Source organism: Endozoicomonas sp. SESOKO1, assembly GCF_024606265.1.
Lineage (GTDB): Bacteria > Pseudomonadota > Gammaproteobacteria > Pseudomonadales > Endozoicomonadaceae > Endozoicomonas.
Window position 1 is genome coordinate 1 of record NZ_JAHHPP010000318.1, and the last position, 25,151, is coordinate 25,151.

Here is a 25,151-nt window from a genome sequence, read left to right on the forward strand (position 1 = left end):
TTTTATAAAAAAAGAAATTAAAAATTATTTATCCAAAAATCTTCGATAGTGATTTTTAGCTCGCTCTTTTTCACCGTCCATGGCTACGGTATTCTCAAAGGCTTTATTAACTTCTTCTTTGCCAAAAATATATTCAAGTAATTCCTTCTTATTCTCAGATTTGGAAATATCAAATTCGTCAGATTGAAATTTCTTTTCGCTTTCCGGAAGTTCCAGCCTAGAACTCAAAAGTTTACTTGCAACACTATAAACCGCTTTGCCCAGCTCAACACCAACCAGTCTTTCATAATGCCTGGCCGTGTATTCCCGACCAACCAATCCTTCGGTAGCAATGGCCTGCTCTTGTTGTCGACTCCAATCCAGTACTTCTGCACGCAAGTCTAAAAGAAAGGTGTATTTATTCATGCCGCTATATTCAGGGAGTACGGGATTCTCTAAATCTGAGTCACTAATATTCAGTTCACGCTCAAGCCTTTCAACCGCTTCTTTATGCCGCTTATCCGCCTCTTCATGTAACTCGTTATCCAAACCATCTTTTGGAGCAATAGCAGATTCGGCATCGGACACAGTTGACGCTGTCGATGAAGATAAGGACGTAGAGGTTTGTAAAGGAGAGATAGTTGACTCGGCTTCAGGCAATACCTGGCCAAATCGATGCTTCATTCTGTCATTTCCATAAGTCTTCGCTGCCCGTATAAACTCGTGCAACAGGTCAAAAAACTCAATTCCCTGCATATCTTTATCAGCAAAACTCGCCAGTCGACTGCGTACTTCACCGATGGTCAGTGCAGGTGCTTTTGGATCAGGAGAAAGTCTGGGGTCAGAAAATTGCATATAAACTTTATTCGTCAATTGTTCAATAAACTCATCTGTAGGTTTTATTAAATCCATAAGCTGATTCGTTTGCCTTTCAACCTCACGCATTCTGGCATCCTGAAATGTATCAGAACCATTGGTATCCCTATAGTCCGTCACATGGCGAAACTGGTCATAAAGGCCTACCGCAGCAGCAGATACCTCTTTTAAGGTCTGTGTATCAATCTCTCTGTCAGGATCCTGGGAATTCCTGTTCCGTTGTTCCTGAGCATGAGTCTTATTTGAGAATGGGCTGAAATTTTCATTAATAAATTGCAGGAATTTACCAATATTGCGAGTGAGGTCATCGTCATTCTGCTCCCCCACAGTTTGCGTTGCCACAGCAGAGGCCTTATTTCCCCCGGCAGTTGGCTCACTTCCACGATTGGTAGCAGAGGGTGGCCGTGAGTCTGTCATCACAAACTTGCCATCCGTATCACCAGTCTCTGCCTGTGGGCTTGAGCCAGGTTCAGTCTTATCGGTTGGTTGCTCTGGGGGTTTCGGTGTCTTGTCTTCCGGCGTATTCTGTGGATTCTGATTCTGGCCACTATTGGTCTGTGACGGATTCTGCTGGTTACCGAATAGAGTATTATGCGTTGTTACCCCCAAAGCCACACCCAGAAAAGCCAGGGCACAAATTGCGAAAAAAATCGCCGCATAAACGTTTCCTGTCATGAGACTGATCAGAAAAATGGCGCTGCAAACCACAAACCCAGTCCATAGCGGATTATTTTTGACCACATCCAACAATGATTGAATGGCACCCAATACCCGCTGCAGTAGCTTATTGGTGGTTTTACCACCACCTTCTACACCACCTCCTTCAATAGAGACTGAACCACCACTCTTAACGGCTGAATTATTATCAGGATTGCCTCCCTCGATCGAGAGGCTGGCAAGTTCTGAATGATTATCACCAACCCCTCCCTCGATTGAAAGGCTGGCCAATTCACATTTATCGTCCAATACTGGCGTTTCACCATTAGCCACAGGAGTTGTAGCAGCATTAACCGGAAACTGCTCACCAGGCGACATAAGGTCACTATTTTCTTTGAAAATCTGTCCCACAGCAGTGCCCAATTCAGGGCGACTAAACAATTCACCAATACCATCCTGACTAACCAATCGTTCTGCACCGGAATGACGAGGTACATCAGAAAGCTCAGTAGTTATCGATAGAAGATCATCAAACCGAGATTCGATTTCTGCATAGCCATCCTGTGTTAATTGTTCGCCATCCAAACTCTCTTGATCGCTGAAAGCAGTAGTCGTTGGACGCAAAGTTGACTCCTGTCGCCTGAGGGGGGAGTTATCAATGAATGGACTTTCAGGCTCAAGAGTCGATGATCGCGTTTCAGGAGAATCAAGGTCTGGTCCTGCACCATTTTCAATAGAAGCTTCTTCAATACCTTCAGGGATTGGATCTAAAGTTATCCAAGACGGTTGTCGAGGTTTAACAAGCTTAACGGTTCTTGACTCCGAAGGTTGACTCTGAGAAGAATCTGCTTCAGGAAGCGATTTTTTACCTCGGACAGAGAGAGTTGATTCGTCTACTTCATGGGCAGTCACGCTCCGACGACCATTAGGAGTAACCAGCGTCCCCACATTCCCTGACTCTGGTACTGTGGACGAATCAGCAATTGGCTGTGACTGAGGGCCCGCCGCTGGGGAAAGTGAGCTTGACATGAGAATTCCTTTTCAAAAATCTCCGATATATAAAGAAAAAGTCTAGCTGATGAATAAAAAACAAAATCAATAAATAAAAGAAATTGAATAATCACTCTCTCGTATGGGTTGGCAAGCGAGTTACGCAGAATCCACCGGACGTTCATAAAACTCGAGGACTGCAGACATCAGATCTTTGGGACTGAGTATGCCCACAAGGACTCCCCCGGAAACAACCGGAATCCGGTAAGCCTTATCGGTCATAAATCGCTGATATACAGTAATAATATCTTCCTGTGGGTCAGCGGTAACCACCTCACTGGTCATATAATCACGCACCAGGCCCGCATCCTGGGAAAAATAGCTGCCATTCAATGTCCCTTCCAGGCAATCTGATTCTGAAAGAATCCCGATAAGCGTCCCTTCTTTATCAATTACCGGTGCTGCCGTAATATTGTGTTGCAACAAAATCCGGATAGCTTCTGCCACTTGAATATCCGGAGAAACGGTGACAACGTTGGGGGTCATGCAATCTTCAACAGTAATCGATCTCACAATCACCTCCTTGGGTTTTCAATCCTGTCCGCACCAGCTAAGGACACTCTTTTTATTTTAGTTCTCCATCAAACAAATAGCTGAGTATCAGTAACCGGAAATATTCACTGTCATCAAGCCAGATCAGGGTGCACTCCCGGGTTCCGGGATTCGCAAAAGGCAAAAAAGGTTTACACGTGGTCGGTTTTCGATGGAAGCCAACACCCGGCTCAATCGCCATACAACCATGAACGGCGAGTCCTGATTAGTGCATTGCGGCTGGGTCTCGAGTCAGCTCCCACGCGAACGGACCCTGTCAAGACTGCTTGCCAAAAGTTTTGGACAACTTCGTTTCAAGGGTTGATCCCCCTTACAAGTGGAAAAGAGCGTTACAAACTCTATATAATACGCGGCAATTTCAAACTGACCTCACACAGAGATTGACAGTAAATGAGCTATTCATCGGTTCCTGCTGGTAAAAGTCTGCCAGAAGACATCTACGTCATCATCGAAATCCCTGCCAATGCTTCGCCAATCAAGTACGAAGTTGACAAGGATATGGATGCCATCCTGGTTGACCGTTTCATGGCAACCCCAATGTTCTATCCAGCCAACTACGGTTACATCAACCAGACTCTGGCTGACGATGGCGACCCTCTGGACGTGCTGGTGGTTACCCCCTACCCGGTTATCCCGGGCTCAGTGATTCGCTGCCGAACTGTCGGCATGCTGAACATGTCTGACGAAAAAGGCCGTGACGAGAAGCTGATTGCCGTGCCTCACGACAAGCTTTCCACCATCTACAAAGACGTCAAAGAGTACACTGACCTGCCAGCCCTGCTGCTTCAGCAGATTGAGCATTTCTTTGAAAACTATAAAGATCTTGAGCCAGGCAAGTGGGTCAAGATTGATGGCTGGGAAGGTTCCGAAGCGGCGCTGGAAGTCATCAAGAAGTCTGCCGCGAACTACAAAGGCTGATTTCTCGGGTAGCTCAGGCCTCGGCCTGAGCTTTACTGCCCATTTCTACTGCTTTCTTTTCTTTGTTTACTACTCTCTGCTTGCATCTCTGATATATCGTTGCACAATAAATAGTATTCGCCATTATAAACAGCAGCTTATATGCCAACATATCATCTCCGCCTGATCTGCTCCCTTTTTCTGGGCCTGATATTCTCATGGTCTGCGCAGGCAAACCTGAGCCAGCTATTCGGGACAGAATCCAGTAAAAACCGGGATTTTCTTCCGGTCGAAGAAGCCTTTCAATTCACTGGTCGAATTGAACAGGGTACGGCGATCATTGATGTTGCCGTAACACCAGAGCACTACCTATATAAGCACCGTTTCACTTTTACCCCGATAGCCGATATCTCAGCACTGGATTCAGCTGACTATCCTGCCGGTGAATCGATTTTTGATCCTTATTACAATAAAGAACTGGAAGTATTCAGTGAAAACCTGGTTATCAAAGTTCCTGCCAGTCATTCAGGCAACCTGCCTGAGCTGGAAATCGGCTTTCAGGGCTGCGCCAGCGCCGGACTGTGTTATCCACCCCATAAAGTTGTTATTCCGTTGGTTACCCGGGCAGAAGTCAGCAATTCACCCATTTCAGCCAGTGTTACCCCAACGGTGGCACCAGACTCTGGGAATACCTTCCAACAGCAGCTGGAACTAAACAGTCTGCCGATTGCATTACTTCTGTTTATTCTGGCGGGTATTGGCCTCAGTCTGACACCCTGTGTTCTGCCAATGTTCCCGATACTGTCCAGCCTGATCCTGGGAACCAGGACACAGGGTAAAGCCAGGACCATTGCCCTGACGATGACTTACATACTCACCATGTCAGCCACCTTTGCCAGCGCAGGTACGTTAATGGGGCTGTTTGGTGCCAGTCTTAACCTTCAGGCAAAGCTCCAGTCCCCATGGATGCTGATCCCTATGGCAATACTCTTCGTAGTGCTGGCTCTGAGTATGTTTGGCCTTTACGATTTGCGGCTGCCCGCCAGAATTCGGGACAGGCTCAATAGCAGCCAGCAAAAATCAGGCAGCTTGCCTGGGGCTGCCGTAATGGGGATGCTGTCCGCCCTGGTGGTTTCCCCCTGCGTCTCGGCCCCCCTGGCCGGTGCACTGGTCTATATCAGCTCAACCGGTGATGCTCTTTTTGGTGGGTTGACACTGTTTGCCCTTGGCATTGGCATGGGCATCCCCCTATTTGTCCTGGCTTCAGGCGGAAGACACTGGCTGCCAGAGTCCGGGCCCTGGATGAATGGGGTTCGTTCATTCTTTGGCGTGTTACTCCTGGGCGTTGCCATCTGGATGCTGGAAAGGGTTCTATCTCCATCAGTCACGCTCTTCCTGTGGGGTGCCCTACTAATTGGCAGTGCCGTGTTCCTGGGCGCTCTTCACACCAGCCTGAATGAAGCACGCCAGAAGCTCCGACAGACCGTCGGCATACTCTGCCTGATATACGGAGCCTGCCTGATTATTGGCGCCGCCATGGGCAATAGTGACCCACTGAAACCTTTATGGAGCAAAAGCAGCACTTCAACAAAAAGCATCACTCAACAGGCAGAGAGTTCCGGCTTCAAGACGGTCACGACACTGAATGAACTGAATAACCTGCTGGCAGACGCAGCCCTGAACAACCTGCCGGCCATGGTGGAGCTCTATGCTGACTGGTGCATATCCTGCAAAGTCATTGAGCGGACCGTTTTTCCTGACCCGCTGGTCACTGACCTGCTCGCCACAATATCCCTGATCAAGCTTGATATCACCAACAACACGTCGGAACACCAACAATTTCTCAATCAACATCAACTGTTTGGACCACCAGCCATGCTGTTTTACGATGCCAGTGGGAATGAGTTGTCTGCCCTGAAATCCCAGGGTGAAATCACCGCTTTGCAGCTGCATCGAAAGCTGACAAAACTTCTTGCAGCCTCAGGAACAGCTACCGATGCCTGAACATGTCTGAAACAGGCATGAAATTCTTCGTAACTGTCGTTAACCTCCTGTAACACGCACAAACTGGACGCACTCTTGACAATGGGGCAAAATGCCTGGTTAGTAACAAAGGCGATGCATTTCAAAGTCAATTGCGTTGTCCGGTTAGTCAAAACATGTTGACTGCTTAAGCTCCCTCCCGCCGGGCAGGGTCGCAACGGTGACAACGGTGGTCTTTAAGAGGATAAACATGGCCGACATTCTTGTGCTCAATGGTCCAAACCTGAATTTGCTTGGCTCCCGGGAGCCCGGTGTATACGGTGCAACCACACTTGAACAGATCTGCCAGAACCTTGTCCAACTGGCTACTGAAGCAGGTCTTCAGCTGGAAAGCTTTCAAAGCAATGCAGAACACATTCTGATGGACCGTATTCATCAGGCAGGTAATGAGGGCGTGCGCCTCATCATCATCAACCCGGCTGCTTTTACCCACACCAGTGTGGCGCTGCGGGATGCACTGCTTGGGGTCGCTATTCCCTTTATTGAAGTACACCTTTCGAACGTCCATCGCAGGGAGCCTTTCCGTCACCACTCCTATTTCAGTGACGTTGCTGAGGGGGTTATTGCCGGGCTGGGGCCTAAAGGCTATGAGCTGGCACTGTCTGCCGCCGTTGAAAAACTCGCCAGACAACCAGAAGCATAAGAGTACGAAATCATTCATCAGTACGTTGTTCACAGCCATAACAGCGTTCTGATCCATATACATCACAGTGCAGCTGTTCTGAATAACGTTTAAGCAACTGCACTGTCAGGCAAAAGTTGACCATCTGGAATCGTCCACTCGCAAACTCGAAGGTACGATTTCTTGGCAAAATCAACCACACTGGCCGACCAGTTCTGCCAGTACAAGCATTTGAGACTGACAATGGATATCAGAAAAGTAAAAAAGCTCATTGAGCTGCTGGAAGAATCAGGTATTGATGAACTCGAGATCCATGAGGGTGAGGAGTCCGTTCGTATCAGCCGTTACTCAAAAAATGCACCTGTAGCCGCCGCCCCCATTGCCTATCCGGCAGCCGCTCCTGCTGCAGCCCCCGCCGTCACTGAAGCAACGGCTCCTGCACCCGCTGCTGCTGAGCCTGTCGTTTCCGGTCACCAGGTCAAGTCTCCCATGGTTGGCTCTTTCTACAGCGCTCCGTCACCGGATGCCCCGGACTTCGTCAAAGTCGGCCAGCCGGTTAAGGAAGGTGACGTGCTCTGCATTGTTGAAGCCATGAAGATGATGAACCAGATCAAAGCCGATAAATCCGGCACCATTGACGCCGTCCTGGTAGAAAATGGTCAGCCTGTTGAGTTCGACCAGCCCCTGTTCACTATTGTCTGATAATCGCCTGGGAATCGCGTTATGCTCGATAAAGTCGTAATAGCCAACCGGGGCGAAATTGCTCTCAGAATATTAAGGGCCTGCAAAGAACTGGGCATCAAGACCGTTGCAGTTCACTCCAAGGCTGATGCTGACCTTATGCATCTGCATCTGGCGGATGAGTCCGTCTGCATCGGTCCAAACAACCCGGCAGACAGCTATCTCAATATTCCTGCCATCATCAGTGCTGCCGAGGTGACTCACGCCACCGCGATTCACCCGGGTTACGGTTTCCTGTCAGAAAATGCGGATTTTGCTGAACAGGTAGAACGCAGTGGTTTTACCTTTATCGGGCCTTCGGCAGACGTTATCCGTCTGATGGGGGACAAAGTATCCGCGATCGAAGCCATGCAGAAAGCCGGAGTTCCAACGGTTCCGGGCTCCAATGGATCGCTAACTGACGACCATAGCCGCACCATGGCCATTGCCCGGGATATCGGTTACCCCGTGATCATCAAGGCTGCCGGCGGTGGCGGTGGCCGCGGTATGCGCGTGGTCTACAACGAAGAAGACCTGATCAGCTCCGTAGCCCTGACCAAATCGGAAGCCGGTGCTGCATTCAACAATGACACGGTTTACCTGGAAAAATTCCTGCAGAACCCACGCCATGTGGAGTTTCAGGTGCTGGCCGATGGCCAGGGTAACGCCATCCATCTGGGTGACCGCGACTGCTCTTTGCAACGTCGTCATCAGAAGGTTATTGAAGAAGCGCCTGCGCCCGGCATCCCGGAAGAGAAACGTCAGGAAGTGGCCAGTGCCTGTACCCGTGCCTGTATCGAGCTGGGCTACAAAGGTGCTGGTACCTTTGAATTCCTGTATGAAAACGGCGAGTTCTATTTCATTGAAATGAACACCCGGGTCCAGGTTGAACACCCGGTGACCGAACTGATCAGCGGCATCGATATTGTCAAAGAACAATTGAGAATTGCCAGCGGCCTGCCCCTGAGCGTTGGTCAGGAAGACATCGAACTCAAGGGCCACGCCTTCGAATGCCGTATCAACGCCGAAGACCCGAAAACCTTTATGCCATCACCTGGCAAAGTGTTGCAGTTCCATGCACCGGGCGGTAATGGTGTTCGTGTTGACAGCCACCTGTACAACGGTTATAGCGTTCCTCCTTACTATGACTCACTGATCGCCAAGATCATCAGTTATGGTCCGGATCGTGAAACAGCCCTTATCCGGATGAAGATCGCACTGGATGAAACCGTTATTGAGGGGATTAAAACCAATATTCCTCTTCATCAGGACCTGGTGACTGATCCTCACTTCAAGGAAGGCGGTGTCAGCATTCACTACCTGGAGAAGAAACTGGCTGAGTGATTTCCAGTTTTTCCTCCCTGGAAAGGCCATCTCCCTTGGGAGTATTGGCCTTTCTTTTTATTGGGTGCTCAGCCAGCGTCTGTTTATGAAGTACCCATGCTCAGCTACAATAGGCTGCTTATGTTCCATGAATTTCTCCCCTGAAGAACAGGCTGGAATTCTTATCGCTTTTCATTCTGGATAACACAATGTCTTGGATTCAAGTCAGGCTGGATACAACTTCTGACCATGCTGAAATTCTGGAAGACCTGCTTCTGGAAGCAGGTGCCTGTGCGGTAACCCTGCAGGATGCAAAAGATCAACCGGTCTATGAACCAGAGCTGGGCACCACACCGCTGTGGAACAACACCGTTGTTGTTGGCTTGTTTGATGCCCAGACCCGCACCGATGATGTCATCCCATTTCTCAAAGCACACGCCGGGCTGAACCCTTTCCCTGACCACAAGGTCGAACTGGTAGAAGATAAGGACTGGGAAAGGGAGTGGATGACCCACTTTCACCCCATGCAGTTTGGTGACCGCCTGTGGGTTTGCCCCAGCTGGAAAGACGTTCCTGACCCTGAGGCTGTTAACCTGATGCTGGACCCGGGCCTGGCCTTCGGCACCGGGACGCACCCCACCACGGCACTCTGCCTGCGCTGGCTGGATCAGCAGAATAACCTGACCGGAAAAACAATTATCGACTATGGTTGTGGTTCAGGCATCCTCGCTATTGCTGCGCTGCTTCTTGGTGCTGAATCGGCTGTCGGCGTTGATCTTGATCCACAGGCGCTGGAAGCCACTGTCGAGAATGCCAAACGGAATAACATCCCGATGGCCAAGCTGGAGGTTTTTCTGCCCGATGACGAACCAACCGATCAGGCCGATGTAGTACTGGCCAACATTCTTGCTGGTCCTTTGACGCAACTGGCTCCCAAACTGGCCAGTTTGACCAGGGAAGGTGGTTTCATTGCCCTGTCAGGTATTCTGGCTGAACAGGCGGATGAAATAATTCAAACCTACGAACCGTGGTTTGCCATGGATTCAGCCGTCACCGTTGATGGCTGGGCCATGCTCTCTGGTAAGCGACGTTCATAAGCTGGCATTGTGTGATGCAGGTATGACAGAACTTATTACTCCATGGGTTTCAATAGAAACTGAAGTACCTGCACTACTAATTAGACTGGATTCAGTACGGGGGCTCTGGTCTAATAAAAAATGCAGCTTTAAAATCAGGTAAACAGTAAACATGACGCCGACAAGTGTCACTTGCCCCCACTGCCAAACCATTTTCCGCATTACCCATGCCCAGCTTAAGGCTGCCAATGGTTCGGTGCGTTGTGGCTCATGCCTGCAGGTATTTAATGCCATGGAGCAGGTACCGCGCCCGAAAGAGCAGGAAAAGGAGGAATTGAACACCGCCAGTGAAACCGTTGAAATCCCCCCCTCTGACGACAGGGAAACGTCCCCGGTATCCGCGCAACCCAGAAAAGAGCTTCAGGAAACGCTCGTTGTCCAACAGCAAAAACCGGTAAAAAAGCCGGATTCAACAAAGCCGGAAACCTCCAGAAGCAAAGACCTTGACCCTTCGATAAAGGCAAAGGTGGCTAATGCGTCCGTAGAGTATGATGGCTATCACCAGCAAAGCATCGAAACCCTGATCCACGAGCTGGACCAACGGGAAGCCGAAGAAACCATTAATGAACAGCAGCTCCGCAGGAAAAGAACTCACTGGGGCATCGCGGCCTGCTGTCTACTGATGTTGCTGACACTGCAATTTGCCTGGTTCAACCGCAATACACTGTCACTGGTGCCAGCCCTGAGACCGGCTTATGTCATGACCTGCCACCTGCTTTCCTGCAAACTTCCCCCGATGGTCAACATTGATGCCATTAGAAGTATTGATCTTGTAGTACGCAGCCACCCTGATCAAGACAACGCCCTGCAGATAGATGCGGTCATCATCAATGAAGCGGGGCACCCACAACCGTTTCCAAACCTGAAGCTGACCTTTTCAGATATCAATGGCCGACTGGTGGCTAACCGCACCTTTACCCCATCGGAATATCTCGGTGGTGAACTGGCCGGCTCGGATGAAATGCCTGCAGCACAACCTGTCCGCCTGGGGCTGGCAATTATCGACCCGGGCAAAGAGGCAGTGAACTATCAACTGACCTTCAGTGAAAACAAAACGACAAAAACCAACTAAACTAACTTAATCAACTCTTTTCTATTGCCAATCAAATCCGCCAGAGTGTAACGGTTCAACACGCCCGTAAATGCCGATACCGCGTCGGCAAATACCCCTTTCAATGCACACGCAGGTGAAATCCTGCACATCGGCTGGTCGCACTCCACCACCTTCATGGTGGTTTCCATACACCCGACCAGTACACCCAGGTTAATCACTTCCGGTGGCTTGGCCAGGGTAAACCCACCTCCTTTACCACGAATCGTGGTGAGGTACCCCTCATGCCCAAGTTTCTGAACAATCTTCATCACATGGTTGCGTGATATGTCATAGGTATCCGCCACTTCCTGAATAGAAAGCAACCGTCCTTCTGGTTGAAGGGCTGCATATATCAGTATGCGTAATGCATAGTCGGTGTGTTTTGTCAGTTTCATTCAAAGATAGACATGGTGAAAAGAAGCAAATAGAATGCACCTTAATTAGATGCATTTCAAATGCATCATTAACTGGAACACCGCAGAGGTGTCTTATGAGCCTGAGTGAACAAACGATTCGAATCGTCAAAGCCACTGCCCCGGTTCTGTCAGAGCATGGTGAAACCATTACCCGACACTTCTACCAGCAGCTGTTCCGCCAGAATCCAGAGCTGCTGGATACCTTCAACACAATTAACCAGAAAGCCGGTCGCCAGCAGGCAGCCCTGGCCAATGCCATCTATGCCTATGCCGCCAATATCGATAATCTTGGAACCCTGACCAGCACCGTACAACGCATCGCACATAAACACGCCAGCTTAAACATCTTGCCGGAACAGTATCCTGTTGTGGGCAAGCACCTTCTGGAAGCTGTTGCCCATGTCCTGGGTGAGGCTGCAAGCGATGAGATACTTAATGCCTGGAAAGAAGCCTATGGTTTCCTGGCGAATCTGTTCATCGAAGTGGAGGAAGGGATTTACCGGGAGAACGAACAGTTAGCCGGTGGCTGGCGTGGCATACGGGAGTTCAGGGTGGAACACAAGGTTAAAGAAAGCGACCTGATCACTTCCTTTTATTTTGAACCAGTGGATGGTTTAGCGATAGCAGACTACCAGCCAGGGCAGTACATCGGTATCTATCTGCATCCGGAACAATCAGAACATCGCTGCATTCGTCAGTACAGCCTCTCCGATGCGCCCAATGGCAGAAGCTATCGCATTTCGGTAAAGCGTGAGGGTGAAGGAGAGACCCAGGGTATGATCTCTCACTACCTCCACGACAATGTACAAGTCGGCGATATTGTCCAACTGTGTCCACCCTGTGGCAACTTCCACCTGAATCACCGTCCAGATGCACCCGTGGTGTTGCTCAGCGCTGGTGTTGGTCAAACTCCGATGTTGAGCATGCTGAACAGCCTGGCCCGAAAAAAAACGCACCAGCCAATTCTTTTTGTTCACAGCGCCATTAACAGCAAGGTTCATGCTTTTGGTCAGCACGTCGAGAATATTGCCGAGAAAAATGACAACATTGAACAGATTCTGTTTTACGATGAGCCAACCGATGATTGCCCTGCTCATCATTATGCAGGCAGAACGGACCTGGAACTGATCCGCGCCAAGATTGACCTTCCCGGAGCACACTACTACTTCTGTGGCCCACTGGGGTATATGGCAATGGTGAAAGGAGTACTGCAGGGCTGGGGAGTATCTGAAGACCGACTGCACTATGAAGTCTTTGGCCCCCATAAAGATCTCTGATTGTTTTTGCACAATTCAGGGAAAGCCTATAAGGGAACCCCTATAAATGTTGAACCACCGAGTTACTGATAATTGCTCCTGCATTACCGGCACTTCCGCCGTCACTGGCGTTTGCACAAAACCTGCAGATAAACAATATCACTGATATTGCCTGGCGATCTTCCTGGCTCTGTGTGGATAAGCCTTCACCAGCTTCTGATAACTGTTATCCAGCGTTGCCTGCAGCCCATCACTCAACCAGCCCCGGTAGTGAAAACTGAATAACGCGCTGTGTTCCAGAACACGAGGCTCCCATGGCCCAAGCTTGCTGGCACGCAGTAATGCCGCTGTAAACGACCGGTCGATCAGAGAGTACTGCGAGCGGGCCCGGGCATAATCACTCCAGCTGTATGGCCAGGCGGGCCTTAAAACGATGGCTTTCTGCCAGGCTTCCAACTCCGCATTATTCTCAATATCAATACCGGATAGCCTGCCCCGCTCAAGCACCCGTGCCTGCAAAACATACAGGGCAGGACTCTCAGGCATTTGTCGTATAGCACCGTCTACACTCTGGATGGCAATGTTCAGTTCAGCAGGCTCCACCACAAAACTTTTGCTGGCTGCTGTCTCCTGTTGCCAATGATCCAGAAACAGTTCGGTTTGGTAACGACCGACTTCCGCACGCAACAGGGTAAAGGCCTGAAAAATCACCAGACACAGCACCAGAATAACCGGCAGCATCAGCAAACCACGATGCCAGGATAGAGAACGTTTCATAAGGCATCACCAAAAAGGCTCTGCGTTAACTTATCCGGATTATCCGTTGTCAGCAACGCACACTGATCACTGCCAACCCATTGGTTGAGAGTCACTGCAGCCAGCGCCATGGCCGGCGGCCGACGAACCGGATGGTGGGCATCCGAAGCCACAAACTGCACCAGCTCCTGGTCCACAAACCAGCGGGCAGTAGTCTCGGCCCTTTCGCCAAACCGACCGGCAACCGAACCTGCTGTCAGCTGCAGCAACGCCCCCCGCTCCACAAACGGCAGTACACGTTCAGGGTAAGACATCAGTTCTTTATTCCGCTCAGGGTGAGCAATGACTGCCCTTATCTCCCTTTTATGGAGCCAGTCCAGCATCTGCTCTATCCCCACGGGAATTCGTTGATGAGGCATTTCCAGTAACAGACAGTGAAAACCATCCCACTGCCCAATCATGGGAATTTCATCCCTGCGCAGCTGAAACATCATTTCATCGCTGAAACGAACCTCTGCCGCCATAGCCAGCTGAATCGACAACCCCGCTGCCCTGGCCTGTTTCTGAAGGTCAGTAAACCCCGGACGGATAGTACTTGAATTATTATCAAATCGCCCGGGGTGCATATGGGGTGTGCACACCAGTTTCCGGATGCCATCGGCCTGGGCCAGCTCCAGCATGACCAGTGCCTGTTCCAGACTATCAGCCCCATCGTCAATACCAGGAATAATATGGTTGTGGATATCAATCATTTAGTTTTATAGGTCTTGGTTACTGATTTTTTTTCAGCTTCTGGATAGCAGCCGACGCACCAGCAATGTCAGCAAGTACGCGGGAGCCAGTAGCAATGCTCCTGTCAAAAACAGTGCGACAGGCACCGGAACATGGAAATAGGTAAACACAAAGGCAATACTGCCCACCGCATCCAAAATACTTAAGCTCAACGGAGAATTATCTGGCCCGGAAAGGTAGTTTAACAACAGAACTTCCACGGCCAGAATCACCATAATCAGGGGAATATCCCACCCGGGCACCCACTTTTTCATGAGAATCACCCCCTCAGATCCCCCATCAAAATAACAGAATCCCGGCAATCCACAGGCACACCTGTCAATATTCAGGATACCCCGTCGCAAAACTGTCAATAAACGCCACTTACCGACCATTAAAGAGGTTCAATCTAACGTCAGAAGCTACAAATATAAAGAGAAGGATTTCATTGTGCAGTACCTTCATGGAGGAAGTCATGCTGTTTTCCGCCAATTTTTCTGGCCTTTCTGTGGTTGCCACCCTGGCACTTCTGCTGATAACCAACACGTATTCCAGAGCCGAATCACCTCAGACTCAGCGCCAATGCCTGATCGGTGACCGTTATCGGTTTGGCTTGCAGGAAAGGGTTGATCAAATCGATGCATTTCCCACCCGCATTAATGCGCTGATTGACTCCGGCTCTACCCTCTCCTCCATGGATGCCAGAGACATCAAAATCAGAAAACACACCAATGGCACCCTGTGGGTTTACTTTTCCGTTCACTCCGGCGGCACTCAGCAGGAAATGGTTAACATGATAAAACCACTGAAACGTTACGCCCGAGTACAAACCCACTCCGGAGTTCCGCAGAAACGTCCGGTGATCGAAGCAACCATACGGCTGGGACCCGTTGAAACCCGTACCGATTTCAGCCTGACCTCCCGCTCCCGATTCAAAAACCAGATTCTTCTCGGCACCAATACGCTGAAGAACCTGGCCGTTATTGATCTCTCAGAAGAATTTCTACTGAAAAAGCACTGTCTGCACATCAGCCGTCATCCCTGACAAGCCACTTTTTTTCCGGGAATCGGATGGCAAGTACCTGGCCAGAACACCCAGTGCCATCAGTAATACAAAATACGCCGCATTGGCTGGCATCTGCAGGTTAAAGTCCACCGACGAATGAATCATGATGGCCAGCATCCCCATAAACGACGAGAACCCCATACCGATCATCAACCGACTGCGACGTTGCTTCATCGCCTGAACCGCCAGCCAGGATGACCAGATCACCATCAACGCCAATATCACAAATACCGGAACCCCAAACTCCAGGGGAAACTGCAGAAAATCGTTATGGGCGAGGTCATAAAAGCCTCTCCAGCTGCCATCATGATAAGCAGGCAGTGTTGTATAAAAGCTACCTGCACCAGACCCCGTCAGTGAGTAATCACTGATCGCCGCCAGGGTTACCTCAGACACATTGGGGCGGGTCTCCCGCTCCAGAGAGGTTTGCTCAATACGCTCCATTACCTTTTCAAGGCCAAACCACTGGCTGAGGATCGCCGTATCAATCACCAGCAGGCTGACAAAAAGAACGATCATCCCACGGCTGAGCTTTTTACGACAGATAACGTACAGAATTCCCGTCACCAGCAAACTGGAGAAAAAGGCCGTATTCCCCATACGGGAACGGGAAAGCACCAGGCCAATCACCATAATGGCCAGCCCGGTACGAAGTATAACCTTGTTACTCATCAATGTTTGCAGGGTCTGGCGAAGCCACTCCTGCCAACTGTCGGCTTTGCTATCCTTCAACTGGGCAATCAGCAACCCCATACCAAAAGCCAGTGTCATCTCCATGCATCCGGCAAAACTGTTCCGGTTAACATAAGTACCGGTAGCAACACCAAAGTAAGATGGTTTCTCACCGAACAGCAGTACTTCTGCCCCGGAAAGTGTACTCAGCGAACCAAACACGGCCTGAAAAATTCCGGAGACCACAAAAGCCCAGGCAAGCCAGCGTAATTTATCAGGCCGGTCCACCAGCAGCAGACAGAGACAAAAAAACAGGTAGTAGGCCATGGTCAACAGAGTACTGACCATCGTATCGTAAGGAGAGACCGACAACGTCATCCACTGGGGCGTTGCCATACCCAGCGCTTCTGCCGCAGCGGCATGAAGATTCCATGAGAAGGGAGAAAGCTGCCGGACCCAGTCCGCCGGGATAGGCAACTGTTGGATAAACAACCAGCCAATAACAACCATAAAACCCGCATGCAGCCATTTGGCCTGACGGAAAGATGGTGTGGTTTCCAACCGGCCAAGGGCATAACCCAGCACCCAGAACAGGCTGAGAACAGCAATCAGCAATACCAGAGTTCCCCGGGCCCAGAGAGGGTTACTGCCCATTGGTAGCGGTATCCAGAAAACGATGGCCAGTAACGGCCAGAACAAACACTGTCTATAGATCATTGTTATTCGATGCTTAAACCACAAAAAAGCGTTAAACCCAAAAAGTCTTCTAATAAGCATTAGGATTCATAAACCCTTTAAACGCCGTACCGATAATAATCCGGATATCCAGCCACAGCGACCAGTTATTGATGTATTCCAGATCACACTCCACCCGCCGCTGCATCTTATCCAGCGTATCGGTCTCACCCCGAAAGCCACGCACCTGCGCCAGCCCGGTAATCCCCGGCTTCACCTGATGGCGCTTCATATAAGACTCCACCAGATCCTTGTAATACTCGTTATGCGCCAGCGCATGGGGCCTTGGCCCAACAATAGACATCCGCCCCTGCAGCACATTAATAAACTGCGGCAACTCATCCAGACTGGTACGGCGGATAAAAACACCCACCGTTGTCACCCGGGGGTCGCCATTGGTGGCTTGAGTTACTTTACCTTCCCCTTCCTGATGCACTTTCATACTGCGGAACTTATACACCTTCACCTGCCGGCCTGAGGCGCCATGACGGTATTGTTTGAAAAACACCGGCCCAGGAGACGAAAGCTTCACAGCAATGGCGACACCAATCATCACCGGCGAAATCAACAGCAGAATCAGGCTGCCAATCACAATATCCGACACCCGTTTGATAATGGCGTTAATGCTGTCCATGGGTGAACAGCTGATATCCAGGGCAAGAAAATCCCCGATTTTGGTAATGGTATGATTCAGCAGCGGCAAATCCTGCAGTTCCGGAATATAGCGGATATTGGCGGTACTGTGGCGCAGGGCAAACATCACCGGCTGCAGGACGGGGTTTTTGGTAAAAGGAATACTAAGCCAACATTCATCAAAGGCCTGATTGCTGGCGAGGTACTCTTGCAGTTCTGCCAGCGCCTGCTCATTGTTGTGGTACTCAATCACATGCTGTAATCGGTAACCATAGGCATTGTCTGTGGAGAAGTGTGCCTGCATCGCCTCAAAATTACGGCCATTGCCAATTACCAGCACATGGCGGGTATTGCGGCCATGGCGGCGGAAGGATTTCAACGACTGGTAGAGGCCATAGCGAATACCCAGTGCCATGGGGATCGCCATGACAATCCAGGTGCCGAGCCAGAGGCGGGAGTACTGCTCAGTGGTTTTGGTCATCACCATAAAGGCAATCAGCGCTATAAACGACAGTGCCCAGGCAATCAACACCTTGGCCAGTCGCTCACTGAGTCGACGCCCCCGCCAGGGTGCATATACTTCGCACAGGAACGAGAAAACCACCACCAGCAATGCCTGCATATACATCACATTGAGATAATGGGTGGCGAGGTCCCCAAACCGCACCCATTCCGACAGCTTCGCACAGGCCAGGGCGATGGCCACGTCAATAATAACCAGAACAATAAGAGGCAGCCGTGACCGGCCCGATAACAATGATGTAGGCATTTATGTAAAATCCATTTTCCGGTAATCACAAAAAGTACGAAGCACACAAAAGAGGCTACATTTATTATTCTTTTTCTCATTTTTTGCGGGACCGCCACCGATGGCGGGAGTATCGATTATGCAGGAGCAATCATCGACACTCTGGAACTCAGTGATTCAAGCGCTTTTATCCATACGCCAGTGAACAATCATAAACGGCAACGCAGCCAGCAACAACCCGACACAGGTCAGGAGAAAATCCAGCGGATTAAAATTCCGAAGAGGCAACACTGCCTGCAAGCTTTCATCAAGGGCACAGCCCAAAATCAACAGCAATAACAACCAGCCCCGGTGCCAGAACCCCGGGCAAGCCAGATGAGCCAGTGCAGAAAGAATAAAAGCCATCACAAAATGCATCTGCAGATTGCCGCCCAGAAAACGTTCAATGCTGCCCCAGGCCCAGTGGCCATAACCGAGACTCTTGCTGACCGAAAGAATCACCAGAAAGGCCAGCCAGCCAACCGCTAAAATCCGTAGCAAATCTTGAATCTTTTTTTTGCACCACAAAAACACAAACATTGAGTGAATAGGGAACCGTTAATTGTGAATAGCCAAATTCCCTCTTACCCGGCAACAACTGTTTTGAAAGTTACGAGTCCAAGCATGTTCCGGGATCCAACGGCACTGAATTTGAACGGGATAGTGTTGCTCATCTGGTTAAAATCTCATCAGACGACCTGGCTGGTTCTATTTCCCCGGCCAACCGGGAGTAACCATCACAACGCTTGTTGTTTAGGTTAGTTTGGATGGTTGTTAACAAGGCTGATATGAAAACTCTAAAAAGCTATTGACTTTATGCACAATGGATGAACTGACCCCGATTTCAATGCGCAAAGGAATCGCAGTAATAGAACAACTGCCTTAAAAAACTTGAACTGCTCTGCCTTGCCCTACCCAGTGATACGTACTAATTTATAAAATTAATACGTATAGGAGATCAGGATGAGCAAACTGACACTGACCGTTGACCCGGACGTAATACGGAATATAAAGGGCTATAAGCCAGAAAACCTGCCAGTCATGACGCTTGTACAGTTACTCGAGAGCATTAACTGTCACTAAGCCGAAAGTGCCGGGCGCAGATATCAGACAATGAGCGTTCGCTAAAGTGTGTAAGTTTTTTAAACAAGAACAATGCCGATAGGCTCATGGTCCCCTGCAGTATTTTCCTCTTTTTTGAAATAGTTGAGATACAAATTCATCTGCCCGATATCCTGATGGCTTACCTTGCCAAGCTTCAGATCAATCAGCACAAAACACTTCAGAATTCGGTGATAAAATAATAAATCAACATAGTAATGGGTATTATTCAGCGTCACCCGATATTGCTGGGCAATAAACGCGAACCCTTTGCCCAACTCCAGGAGAAACTGCGCCAACTTATCAATAAGCTGATTTTCAAGCTGCTTCTCGCTATATTGTTTACGCTCGGGCAAATTGAGGAACTCAAAAACATAAGGATCTTTCACCAGTTCCGCTGCTGTAACCGGTTGATGACCCGCCCTGGATGTTTCGACCAGTAGTGTGTTAATTTGCTGCCTGGCCTGACTACGCCCCACCTCCAGTAACTCACCAACACGGGTGAGCAACAAGTCATAGTGTTCCATGATGCTGGTATTCCTGACCTCTATTGCTAATTCCTCGAATTATGGCATGAATGAGGCAACCTGAAACCGAAAGAGACCAGCGATGGTTTGACCACCTGACCAGCTGTAAACCAGAAGACTTTATCAGGGAGATCAGATAATGAGCGCTGCCCGCCCCCCGCTACCCGCTTCCCGTAAAAGATAAGAGCTGTGCTTTTTCGGGCAGCGGGCGGCGGGAAGCGGGCGGCGGGCAGCGGGCAGCGGAAAGCGGGCGGCGTCAATCACGCCCTGCCGTAAGTATCCTCAAACCGCACAATATCATCCTCACCCAGATACCCCCCGCTCTGTACCTCAATCAGTTCAAGGTTAAACTTGCCGGGGTTTTCCAGTCGATGGACCACGCCAATGGGGATATAGGTGGACTGGTTTTCGGTCAGCAGAATTTCCTGGTCGCCATTGGTGACCACTGCGGTACCTTTAACCACAACCCAGTGCTCAGCACGATGATGGTGCATTTGCAAAGAGAGCTGTGCTCCCGGCTTAACGGTAATGTGCTTAACCTGGAAGCGGTCGCCCATATCGATAGAGTCGTAGGCTCCCCAGGGGCGATAGACTTTGCGGTGCAGTTTTACCTCTGTCCGGTTTTCTGCTTTCAGCCGTTCCACAATCTTTTTAACATCCTGCACACGATCCTTATGGGCCACCAGAATGGCATCATCGGTTTCGGTGATGACCAGGTCATCAACTCCCACGGTGGCAATCAGTTTTTTCTCACTGCGTACGTAAGTGTTGCGGGTATTCTGCAACAAAACGTCACCCTGAACCGAGTTACCGGACTCATCCTTTTCACAGATATCCGCCAACGATGTCCAGGAACCCACATCAGACCAGCCTGCATCCAGCGGTACCACCACCACATCGGTGGTTTTTTCCATCACGGCATAATCGATGGACTCATCCGGGCAGGCGGTAAACGCTGCTTCATCAAGGCGAACAAAATCAAGATCGGGATTTTGTACTGCAATCGCCTTTTCACAGGCTTGCAGAATATCAGGCCTGAACTTCTTCAACTCTTCCAGATAGCGGGAGGCTTTAAACAGGAACATGCCAGAGTTCCAATAATAGTCTCCGGAAGCAAGATAGCCCTGGGCCGTCTCCAGATCCGGCTTCTCTACAAAATTTTCTACCAGAGCAACCTGTTCACTGTTGCCTATTAACTCTTTACTGGCCTTGATATAGCCGTAACCCGTTTCCGGATGGGTAGGTACAATACCGAAAGTGACCAGCTTGCCATCGCTCGCCGCTGGTAAGGCAGTCTCAATAGCCTGATGAAATGCCTGAACATTCCGGATCACATGATCCGCAGCCAATACCAGAAGTAATGGGTCTTTTTCTTCAGACAGGGATTGAGCTTTCATGGCCGCCAGGGCCACTGCGGGTGCCGTGTTTTTACCAACAGGTTCAAGAATAATGGCTGAAGCCTGCCGCCCCATCTGTCGGATTTGTTCTGCCACCAGGAATCGGTGCTCTTCATTGGCAATGACCAATGGATCAGAAACAGAGTCCAGCCCATCCAATCGAGAAAGCGTGTTCTGCAACATGGTCTGATCATTCACCAGTGGCAGAAACTGCTTTGGGTAAAGTGAACGGGACTGAGGCCAGAGTCGACTGCCAGAGCCGCCGGACATGATTACGGGGATTAAGGTCATGGTTATTAGTTATGATTTTTTAGTTATGAGTTGTGGGGTATGGCTGGAATGTTGTTTTGAGTGATGAGCTTTGGGGTATGAGTCAAGAAGCAGAGCTTGAACTCACGCCTCATAACTCAAAACCCACAACTACAAGCTAACAGCTCATAGGAAATAATCTTTGGTTTGCTGATGAACCTGGTCAGAAGCCAGCAGCCTCAGGCATCAACATCGGCGGTATATTCTGGAGATTCAAAAGATACGGCGACATGGGACTGTGTTGCCAGGTTGTACACTTCATATCATAGCGAAAAGAAAGTTTGCAGAGGCGGCAAAAAAGCACCCCAGGTACGCTGACGCCATCATGGAGACTTATCAGGTACTGAATAAGAACAATTTCCCGGATGTCCATGTTTTGCAACGTACTTTTAAAAGCGTGGAGCGGTTTCGCCATGACCGGGATGCTTACATTATTGATATTTCCGGCAACCATATGCGCTTGATTGGTATTTTTTACTTCACCGGCCAGAAGGTGTTTATTAAGCACATTGTTGACCATAAGGAATATGATCAGATCATCAACCGATGCCGCAAAGGAGGCAAGCTATGAGCCATACACCGGACCAGTTGTCAGAACTGACCCAGCGGTTTACCCATCTGCTGGAGGCTGCCCCCTGCCTTGGCCCTATCCATGATGAATCGGCCTACCAATCCGCCCTTGATACCATTGAGGCACTGCTGCAAAGTTCCGGGGATGCCCCTGAAGACCCCCGTCACTTGCTGGCGGAGTTAATTCTCCGACAGACGGAAGCCTATGAGTACCGCACCCACCCGGTATTAAGCCAGTGGGATCAGCAGGATGGCGCCATCGCTCTCCTGAAAACCTTGATGCGGCAGCATAACCTGAACCAGTCAGACCTCCCGGAGATTGGTAGCCAGGGCGTGGTTTCTGAAGTGCTTAATGGCAAAAGGTCACTGAATTTGAAACAGGTAAAAAAACTGGCTGAGCGATTTGGGCTGGAGCCGGAGATGTTTATTGATACTGGTGAGAAACATTGAGACCTCACCCCAAGGCCGGCCTCTTTATTATGAGAGTGGAAGCATTACTCTTTAAAAGCCGTTGTGACAACTTTTCCTTGCCATGCGGGGCGGACCATATATGACCCCAGTTTTGCTAACCACGCTTCAAAGTTTCCAGCACTCTCTCTAAGTACGAATAATTACATGCTTTGCCGTAGCCAAGATAACCGCACGCTCACCAGCCCCCGTTCTGTTTCTGCTTTATCCACAGCGGTATAAGCAGCAGCATTAATAATCAGATCAGGCTTATGCTGATGAACAAAGGATGCCACTGCCGACCGATCGGTAATATCCAGCTTATCCGCATCCACAGCGACTACTTCAAAATCGTAATGGCCACTACGATCCTGCAGGCATCGGCCAAGCTGCCCGTTACTCCCGGTAATCAGAATTTTCATTGGGTCAGATCCTTGAACAGCGGAGCGTCAGCAGCCTTGGCAGACAGAGTTGGGTTCTTTACCGGTCATTCAATAGCCAGATCCGGATCATCCCAGCGAATAGCCCCCTCATCGGTTGGATCATAATAATCAGTATACTTGTACTCAAAATCAGCAAATTCTGAAGTCACCACAAAACCATGGGCAAAACCCGGTGGCACCCAGAACTGACGCTTATTTTCTTCGGACAGAAAAACGCACACGGTTTGACCATAAGTAACAGAGCCAGGCCGAATATCCACAGCCACATCAAACACTTCACCTCGTACCACTAGAACCAGCTTGCCCAGAGGTTTCTGCTTTTGAAAATGCAAGCCACGCAAAACTCCATAGACAGAACGGGAATGGTTATCCTGGACAAAATCCAGATCAATATTCAGCTGCTGCCGGTAACGATCCGCCTGAAAGCTTTCCAGAAAAAAAACCTCTATCGTCACCAATAAAATCAGCACCGATCGGAAACGCCTGAGCCAGCCCTTCAGGTTTAGGCTGTGTGCATAGAAAACCGAAATACCAAATCGACTGCCATCACCCAATACGCGCTGAAAACTTGAAATGTCTGCCTTGCTCTGCCCAGTAACACGTACTAATTTATAGAGTTAATACGTATAGGAGATCAGGATGAGTAAACTGACACTGAACGTTGACCCGGACGTGATTAAAAGAGCAAAAAGCTACGCCGCAAGCCAGCAGCAAAGCCTGTCCAAACTGGTTGAAAACTATCTGAGAACATTGCCTAAAGCACCGGAAACAGAAGATCCCGCACTGGAACTCAAAGGGCTGGTTGCTGATCTGGCTGGCGTGATCGATGAATCTGAACTGGCCAAACACCATGCAGACTATGTCCGCTTCCTGCAGGAGAAATACCAGTGACACAAACACTGTACCTTGATGCGGACATCATTCTGGATCTGCTTGCCCGGCGCCAACCCTGGTTTAAAGAGAGTGCCGCCGTCTTTATGAAAATACAGAGTGGTGAATTTCAAGGCGCTACGTCAGTCACCGTATTTGCCAACGTCTTTTACATACTCAGGAAAAGCCTTGGCCCGAAAGTACCCGTATTATCTTTTTCGGGAAGCGGGCGCTGGGAAGCCGATCAGACTCAACAGCTCAGAAGTTTTTTCTTCCATTAGCGCCAAATCCCCCCCCCAGCTCTCCATATTCAACCGAATGACAGGCTCCAGAACTCCGCAGGTTAAACCGGCCTGATCAGGTCATCAACACCTACGGTGGCAATCAGTTTCTTCTCACTGCTCTGGTGGGTATTGAAAGTATCGAATAGCAGTTTTTATACAAACGACAGCAGTTCCCTGGCCCCAATTTTTTTAAAAATTCAAAACTTACTCCCAATTTTTTCCCATAACAAATACCAAGCAAACTTGCTGTTGGTTACCAAATACCGCTTCCACATCCGTCGCGGCTCCTGAACAATTCGGTAAAACCATTCAAGTCCATATTTCTGCATCCACAATGGTGCGCGGTTTACCTTTCCTGCCACCACATCAAAAGTACCACCCACGCCCATTACAAAACTGACGCCCAGTCGGTCTTGCCATTTGTTGATAAAGTTCTCCTTTTTCGGGTCAGCACCGCCTGGGCAACCGAATGCATATCCAGCAGGTAGCAATTGTTGTTGTAATATTTGGCAGTACCGTCTGGTTCCAAGAAATTAGCTTTGTAATAACTGAAGCCTTTTTTAATAGCCTGATCAAACTCATCGGTATGTAATGACCGGCGAATTACATCCAGAGCCTCCAGGTTATAACCGGTATGAAAGCCATCAATAAACTGGTGGTGGTGGCGGGTACCATAAACCCAGGAGCCATCTTCGCCTTGTTCGCCGGTAGACTGCCGGGCAACTTGCAGCGCCAGTGCTTTATAAGCGTCATTGCTTGTATAAGCAGCGGCAACGGCCACCCAGGCAGCCGCCCAGAGGCTGGCATTATGGACAAACGCTGTTTCGCCGGGGATATAGGCAAAAAAACGTCGGCCATCTGCCTCGGTATAAAGGGTTTTTATAATAAAGTTGGCAGCATCCAATGCCGGTTTCGGCATACCCAGCAGGGGGCGGAAATTAATGGGAGACTGCTTGAAATACTGAATCCAGGCCAAACCAAAAATACCCGACTTCAGGCTGGGCATCCATTCGAACAGTTTGCTGTTTAAACCGTCAAACGGGTCGTAACCAGCAAAGTGGTCTTGCCGTGATTGCTCCAGGACAGAAGCACTGATGGCCTCTACTTGACTCGAAAAAGTTGTCATTTAATCAATTATTAACTATTAATTTAATACCTAATAG

The 25,151-nt window shown here is 49.6% G+C and carries 28 protein-coding genes and 1 pseudogene; 13 read left to right on the forward strand and 16 right to left on the reverse strand.

The window, feature by feature from the left end:
* Window positions 1–24: 24 nt before the first annotated feature.
* Both KDK13_RS14455 and KDK13_RS14460 read right to left on the reverse strand, forming a co-directional pair.
* Window positions 25–2,541: a hypothetical protein gene (locus KDK13_RS14455; RefSeq protein WP_257285683.1), complete on the reverse strand. Its 2,517-nt coding sequence runs from the start codon at window positions 2,539–2,541 to the stop codon at window positions 25–27.
* 120 nt (window positions 2,542–2,661) lie between these two features.
* Window positions 2,662–3,075 carry a CBS domain-containing protein gene (locus tag KDK13_RS14460; RefSeq protein ID WP_257285684.1) on the reverse strand — a complete coding sequence of 138 codons (414 nt, stop codon included), beginning with the start codon at window positions 3,073–3,075 and terminating at the stop codon, window positions 2,662–2,664.
* Window positions 3,076–3,504: 429 nt separating this feature from the next.
* Between KDK13_RS14460 and ppa the strand changes: the two genes are divergently transcribed.
* From ppa to KDK13_RS14495, 7 genes are all read left to right on the forward strand, one after another.
* Window positions 3,505–4,032: an inorganic diphosphatase gene (gene ppa / locus KDK13_RS14465; RefSeq protein WP_257285685.1), complete on the forward strand. Its 528-nt coding sequence runs from the start codon at window positions 3,505–3,507 to the stop codon at window positions 4,030–4,032.
* Window positions 4,033–4,173: 141 nt separating this feature from the next.
* Complete coding sequence (dsbD, locus tag KDK13_RS14470) at window positions 4,174–6,015, forward strand: protein-disulfide reductase DsbD (protein ID WP_257285686.1); 1,842 nt, start codon at window positions 4,174–4,176, stop codon at window positions 6,013–6,015.
* Window positions 6,016–6,244: 229 nt separating this feature from the next.
* Window positions 6,245–6,697 carry a type II 3-dehydroquinate dehydratase gene (gene aroQ, locus KDK13_RS14475; RefSeq protein ID WP_257285687.1) on the forward strand — a complete coding sequence of 151 codons (453 nt, stop codon included), beginning with the start codon at window positions 6,245–6,247 and terminating at the stop codon, window positions 6,695–6,697.
* 222 nt (window positions 6,698–6,919) lie between these two features.
* Window positions 6,920–7,378 (forward strand): acetyl-CoA carboxylase biotin carboxyl carrier protein, encoded by a 459-nt coding sequence (accB, locus tag KDK13_RS14480; RefSeq protein WP_257285719.1) that lies wholly within the window; start codon window positions 6,920–6,922, stop codon window positions 7,376–7,378.
* A 21-nt stretch (window positions 7,379–7,399) separates the two neighbouring features.
* On the forward strand, window positions 7,400–8,740 hold the full coding sequence (accC, locus tag KDK13_RS14485) for an acetyl-CoA carboxylase biotin carboxylase subunit (protein WP_257285688.1): 1,341 nt from the start codon (window positions 7,400–7,402) through the stop codon (window positions 8,738–8,740).
* A gap of 188 nt (window positions 8,741–8,928) precedes the next feature.
* Window positions 8,929–9,816: a 50S ribosomal protein L11 methyltransferase gene (prmA, locus tag KDK13_RS14490; protein ID WP_257285689.1), complete on the forward strand. Its 888-nt coding sequence runs from the start codon at window positions 8,929–8,931 to the stop codon at window positions 9,814–9,816.
* 151 nt (window positions 9,817–9,967) lie between these two features.
* Window positions 9,968–10,927 (forward strand): DUF3426 domain-containing protein, encoded by a 960-nt coding sequence (locus tag KDK13_RS14495; protein ID WP_257285690.1) that lies wholly within the window; start codon window positions 9,968–9,970, stop codon window positions 10,925–10,927.
* On the opposite strand, the gene KDK13_RS14500 is transcribed toward KDK13_RS14495, so the two are convergent.
* Window positions 10,924–11,343: an Rrf2 family transcriptional regulator gene (locus KDK13_RS14500; RefSeq protein ID WP_257285691.1), complete on the reverse strand. Its 420-nt coding sequence runs from the start codon at window positions 11,341–11,343 to the stop codon at window positions 10,924–10,926. The genes KDK13_RS14495 and KDK13_RS14500 overlap by 4 nt on opposite strands.
* A 95-nt stretch (window positions 11,344–11,438) precedes the next feature.
* On the opposite strand from KDK13_RS14500, the gene hmpA reads away from it, so the two are divergent.
* Window positions 11,439–12,641, forward strand: a complete 1,203-nt coding sequence (hmpA, locus tag KDK13_RS14505; protein ID WP_257285692.1) for an NO-inducible flavohemoprotein — start codon at window positions 11,439–11,441, stop codon at window positions 12,639–12,641.
* 138 nt (window positions 12,642–12,779) lie between these two features.
* Here the strand turns inward: hmpA and KDK13_RS14510 are convergent, their stop codons facing one another.
* The 3 genes from KDK13_RS14510 to KDK13_RS14520 are packed head-to-tail and all read right to left on the reverse strand — an operon-like array spanning window position 12,780 to window position 14,422.
* The gene (locus tag KDK13_RS14510) at window positions 12,780–13,397 is read right to left on the reverse strand and encodes a hypothetical protein (RefSeq protein WP_257285693.1); all 618 of its coding nucleotides are present in this window, start codon (window positions 13,395–13,397) and stop codon (window positions 12,780–12,782) included.
* Entirely contained in the window at window positions 13,394–14,128 is a 735-nt protein-coding gene (locus tag KDK13_RS14515; RefSeq protein ID WP_257285694.1) for a tyrosine-protein phosphatase, read from the reverse strand. The genes KDK13_RS14510 and KDK13_RS14515 overlap by 4 nt, the downstream gene beginning before the upstream one ends.
* 33 nt (window positions 14,129–14,161) lie before the next feature.
* Window positions 14,162–14,422, reverse strand: coding sequence for a hypothetical protein (locus tag KDK13_RS14520; RefSeq protein WP_257285695.1), 261 nt, complete (start codon window positions 14,420–14,422; stop codon window positions 14,162–14,164).
* Between the two features lie 200 nt (window positions 14,423–14,622).
* On the opposite strand from KDK13_RS14520, the gene KDK13_RS14525 reads away from it, so the two are divergent.
* Window positions 14,623–15,192: an ATP-dependent zinc protease gene (locus KDK13_RS14525; RefSeq protein WP_257285696.1), complete on the forward strand. Its 570-nt coding sequence runs from the start codon at window positions 14,623–14,625 to the stop codon at window positions 15,190–15,192.
* Here the strand turns inward: KDK13_RS14525 and KDK13_RS14530 are convergent.
* From KDK13_RS14530 to KDK13_RS14555, 6 genes and pseudogenes are all read right to left on the reverse strand, one after another.
* Window positions 15,151–16,602: an O-antigen ligase gene (locus KDK13_RS14530; RefSeq protein ID WP_257285697.1), complete on the reverse strand. Its 1,452-nt coding sequence runs from the start codon at window positions 16,600–16,602 to the stop codon at window positions 15,151–15,153. The two genes, KDK13_RS14525 and KDK13_RS14530, sit on opposite strands and share 42 nt — an antisense overlap.
* 49 nt (window positions 16,603–16,651) lie before the next feature.
* Window positions 16,652–18,022 (reverse strand): undecaprenyl-phosphate glucose phosphotransferase, encoded by a 1,371-nt coding sequence (locus KDK13_RS14535; protein WP_257285698.1) that lies wholly within the window; start codon window positions 18,020–18,022, stop codon window positions 16,652–16,654.
* A 156-nt stretch (window positions 18,023–18,178) separates the two neighbouring features.
* Entirely contained in the window at window positions 18,179–18,541 is a 363-nt protein-coding gene (locus KDK13_RS14540; protein ID WP_257285699.1) for a hypothetical protein, read from the reverse strand.
* 641 nt (window positions 18,542–19,182) lie between these two features.
* The gene (locus KDK13_RS14545; RefSeq protein WP_257285700.1) at window positions 19,183–19,668 is read right to left on the reverse strand and encodes a DUF1016 domain-containing protein; all 486 of its coding nucleotides are present in this window, start codon (window positions 19,666–19,668) and stop codon (window positions 19,183–19,185) included.
* A gap of 260 nt (window positions 19,669–19,928) precedes the next feature.
* Window positions 19,929–21,356, reverse strand: a complete 1,428-nt coding sequence (locus KDK13_RS14550) for a mannose-1-phosphate guanylyltransferase/mannose-6-phosphate isomerase (protein WP_257285701.1) — start codon at window positions 21,354–21,356, stop codon at window positions 19,929–19,931.
* A 200-nt stretch (window positions 21,357–21,556) separates the two neighbouring features.
* A pseudogene (locus KDK13_RS14555) lies at window positions 21,557–21,634 on the reverse strand (GDP-mannose 4,6-dehydratase); the annotation flags it as partial.
* Between the two features lie 65 nt (window positions 21,635–21,699).
* Here KDK13_RS14555 and KDK13_RS14560 point away from each other — a divergent pair.
* On the forward strand, window positions 21,700–21,945 hold the full coding sequence (locus KDK13_RS14560; RefSeq protein WP_257285720.1) for a type II toxin-antitoxin system HigB family toxin: 246 nt from the start codon (window positions 21,700–21,702) through the stop codon (window positions 21,943–21,945).
* Window positions 21,942–22,394 (forward strand): type II toxin-antitoxin system HigA family antitoxin, encoded by a 453-nt coding sequence (locus KDK13_RS19040; RefSeq protein ID WP_306671136.1) that lies wholly within the window; start codon window positions 21,942–21,944, stop codon window positions 22,392–22,394. The genes KDK13_RS14560 and KDK13_RS19040 overlap by 4 nt, the downstream gene beginning before the upstream one ends.
* Window positions 22,395–22,555: 161 nt before the next feature.
* On the opposite strand, the gene KDK13_RS14570 is transcribed toward KDK13_RS19040, so the two are convergent.
* Both KDK13_RS14570 and rfbC read right to left on the reverse strand, forming a co-directional pair.
* Window positions 22,556–22,813, reverse strand: coding sequence for a sugar nucleotide-binding protein (locus KDK13_RS14570; RefSeq protein ID WP_257285702.1), 258 nt, complete (start codon window positions 22,811–22,813; stop codon window positions 22,556–22,558).
* A 65-nt stretch (window positions 22,814–22,878) separates the two neighbouring features.
* Window positions 22,879–23,304, reverse strand: coding sequence for a dTDP-4-dehydrorhamnose 3,5-epimerase (gene rfbC, locus KDK13_RS14575; protein ID WP_257285703.1), 426 nt, complete (start codon window positions 23,302–23,304; stop codon window positions 22,879–22,881).
* 169 nt (window positions 23,305–23,473) lie between these two features.
* Here rfbC and KDK13_RS14580 point away from each other — a divergent pair, with 169 nt between their 5' ends.
* Both KDK13_RS14580 and KDK13_RS14585 read left to right on the forward strand, forming a co-directional pair.
* Window positions 23,474–23,725 carry a DUF6364 family protein gene (locus KDK13_RS14580; RefSeq protein ID WP_257285704.1) on the forward strand — a complete coding sequence of 84 codons (252 nt, stop codon included), beginning with the start codon at window positions 23,474–23,476 and terminating at the stop codon, window positions 23,723–23,725.
* The gene (locus KDK13_RS14585) at window positions 23,722–23,985 is read left to right on the forward strand and encodes a PIN domain-containing protein (protein WP_257285705.1); all 264 of its coding nucleotides are present in this window, start codon (window positions 23,722–23,724) and stop codon (window positions 23,983–23,985) included. The genes KDK13_RS14580 and KDK13_RS14585 overlap by 4 nt, the downstream gene beginning before the upstream one ends.
* Before the next feature lie 200 nt (window positions 23,986–24,185).
* Here KDK13_RS14585 and KDK13_RS14590 read toward each other — a convergent pair whose 3' ends face one another.
* The gene (locus KDK13_RS14590) at window positions 24,186–24,377 is read right to left on the reverse strand and encodes a WecB/TagA/CpsF family glycosyltransferase (RefSeq protein ID WP_306671137.1); all 192 of its coding nucleotides are present in this window, start codon (window positions 24,375–24,377) and stop codon (window positions 24,186–24,188) included.
* Window positions 24,377–25,114, reverse strand: a complete 738-nt coding sequence (locus tag KDK13_RS14595) for a hypothetical protein (RefSeq protein ID WP_306671138.1) — start codon at window positions 25,112–25,114, stop codon at window positions 24,377–24,379. Before KDK13_RS14595 ends, KDK13_RS14590 begins: the two co-directional genes overlap by 1 nt.
* Window positions 25,115–25,151: the final 37 nt, after the last annotated feature.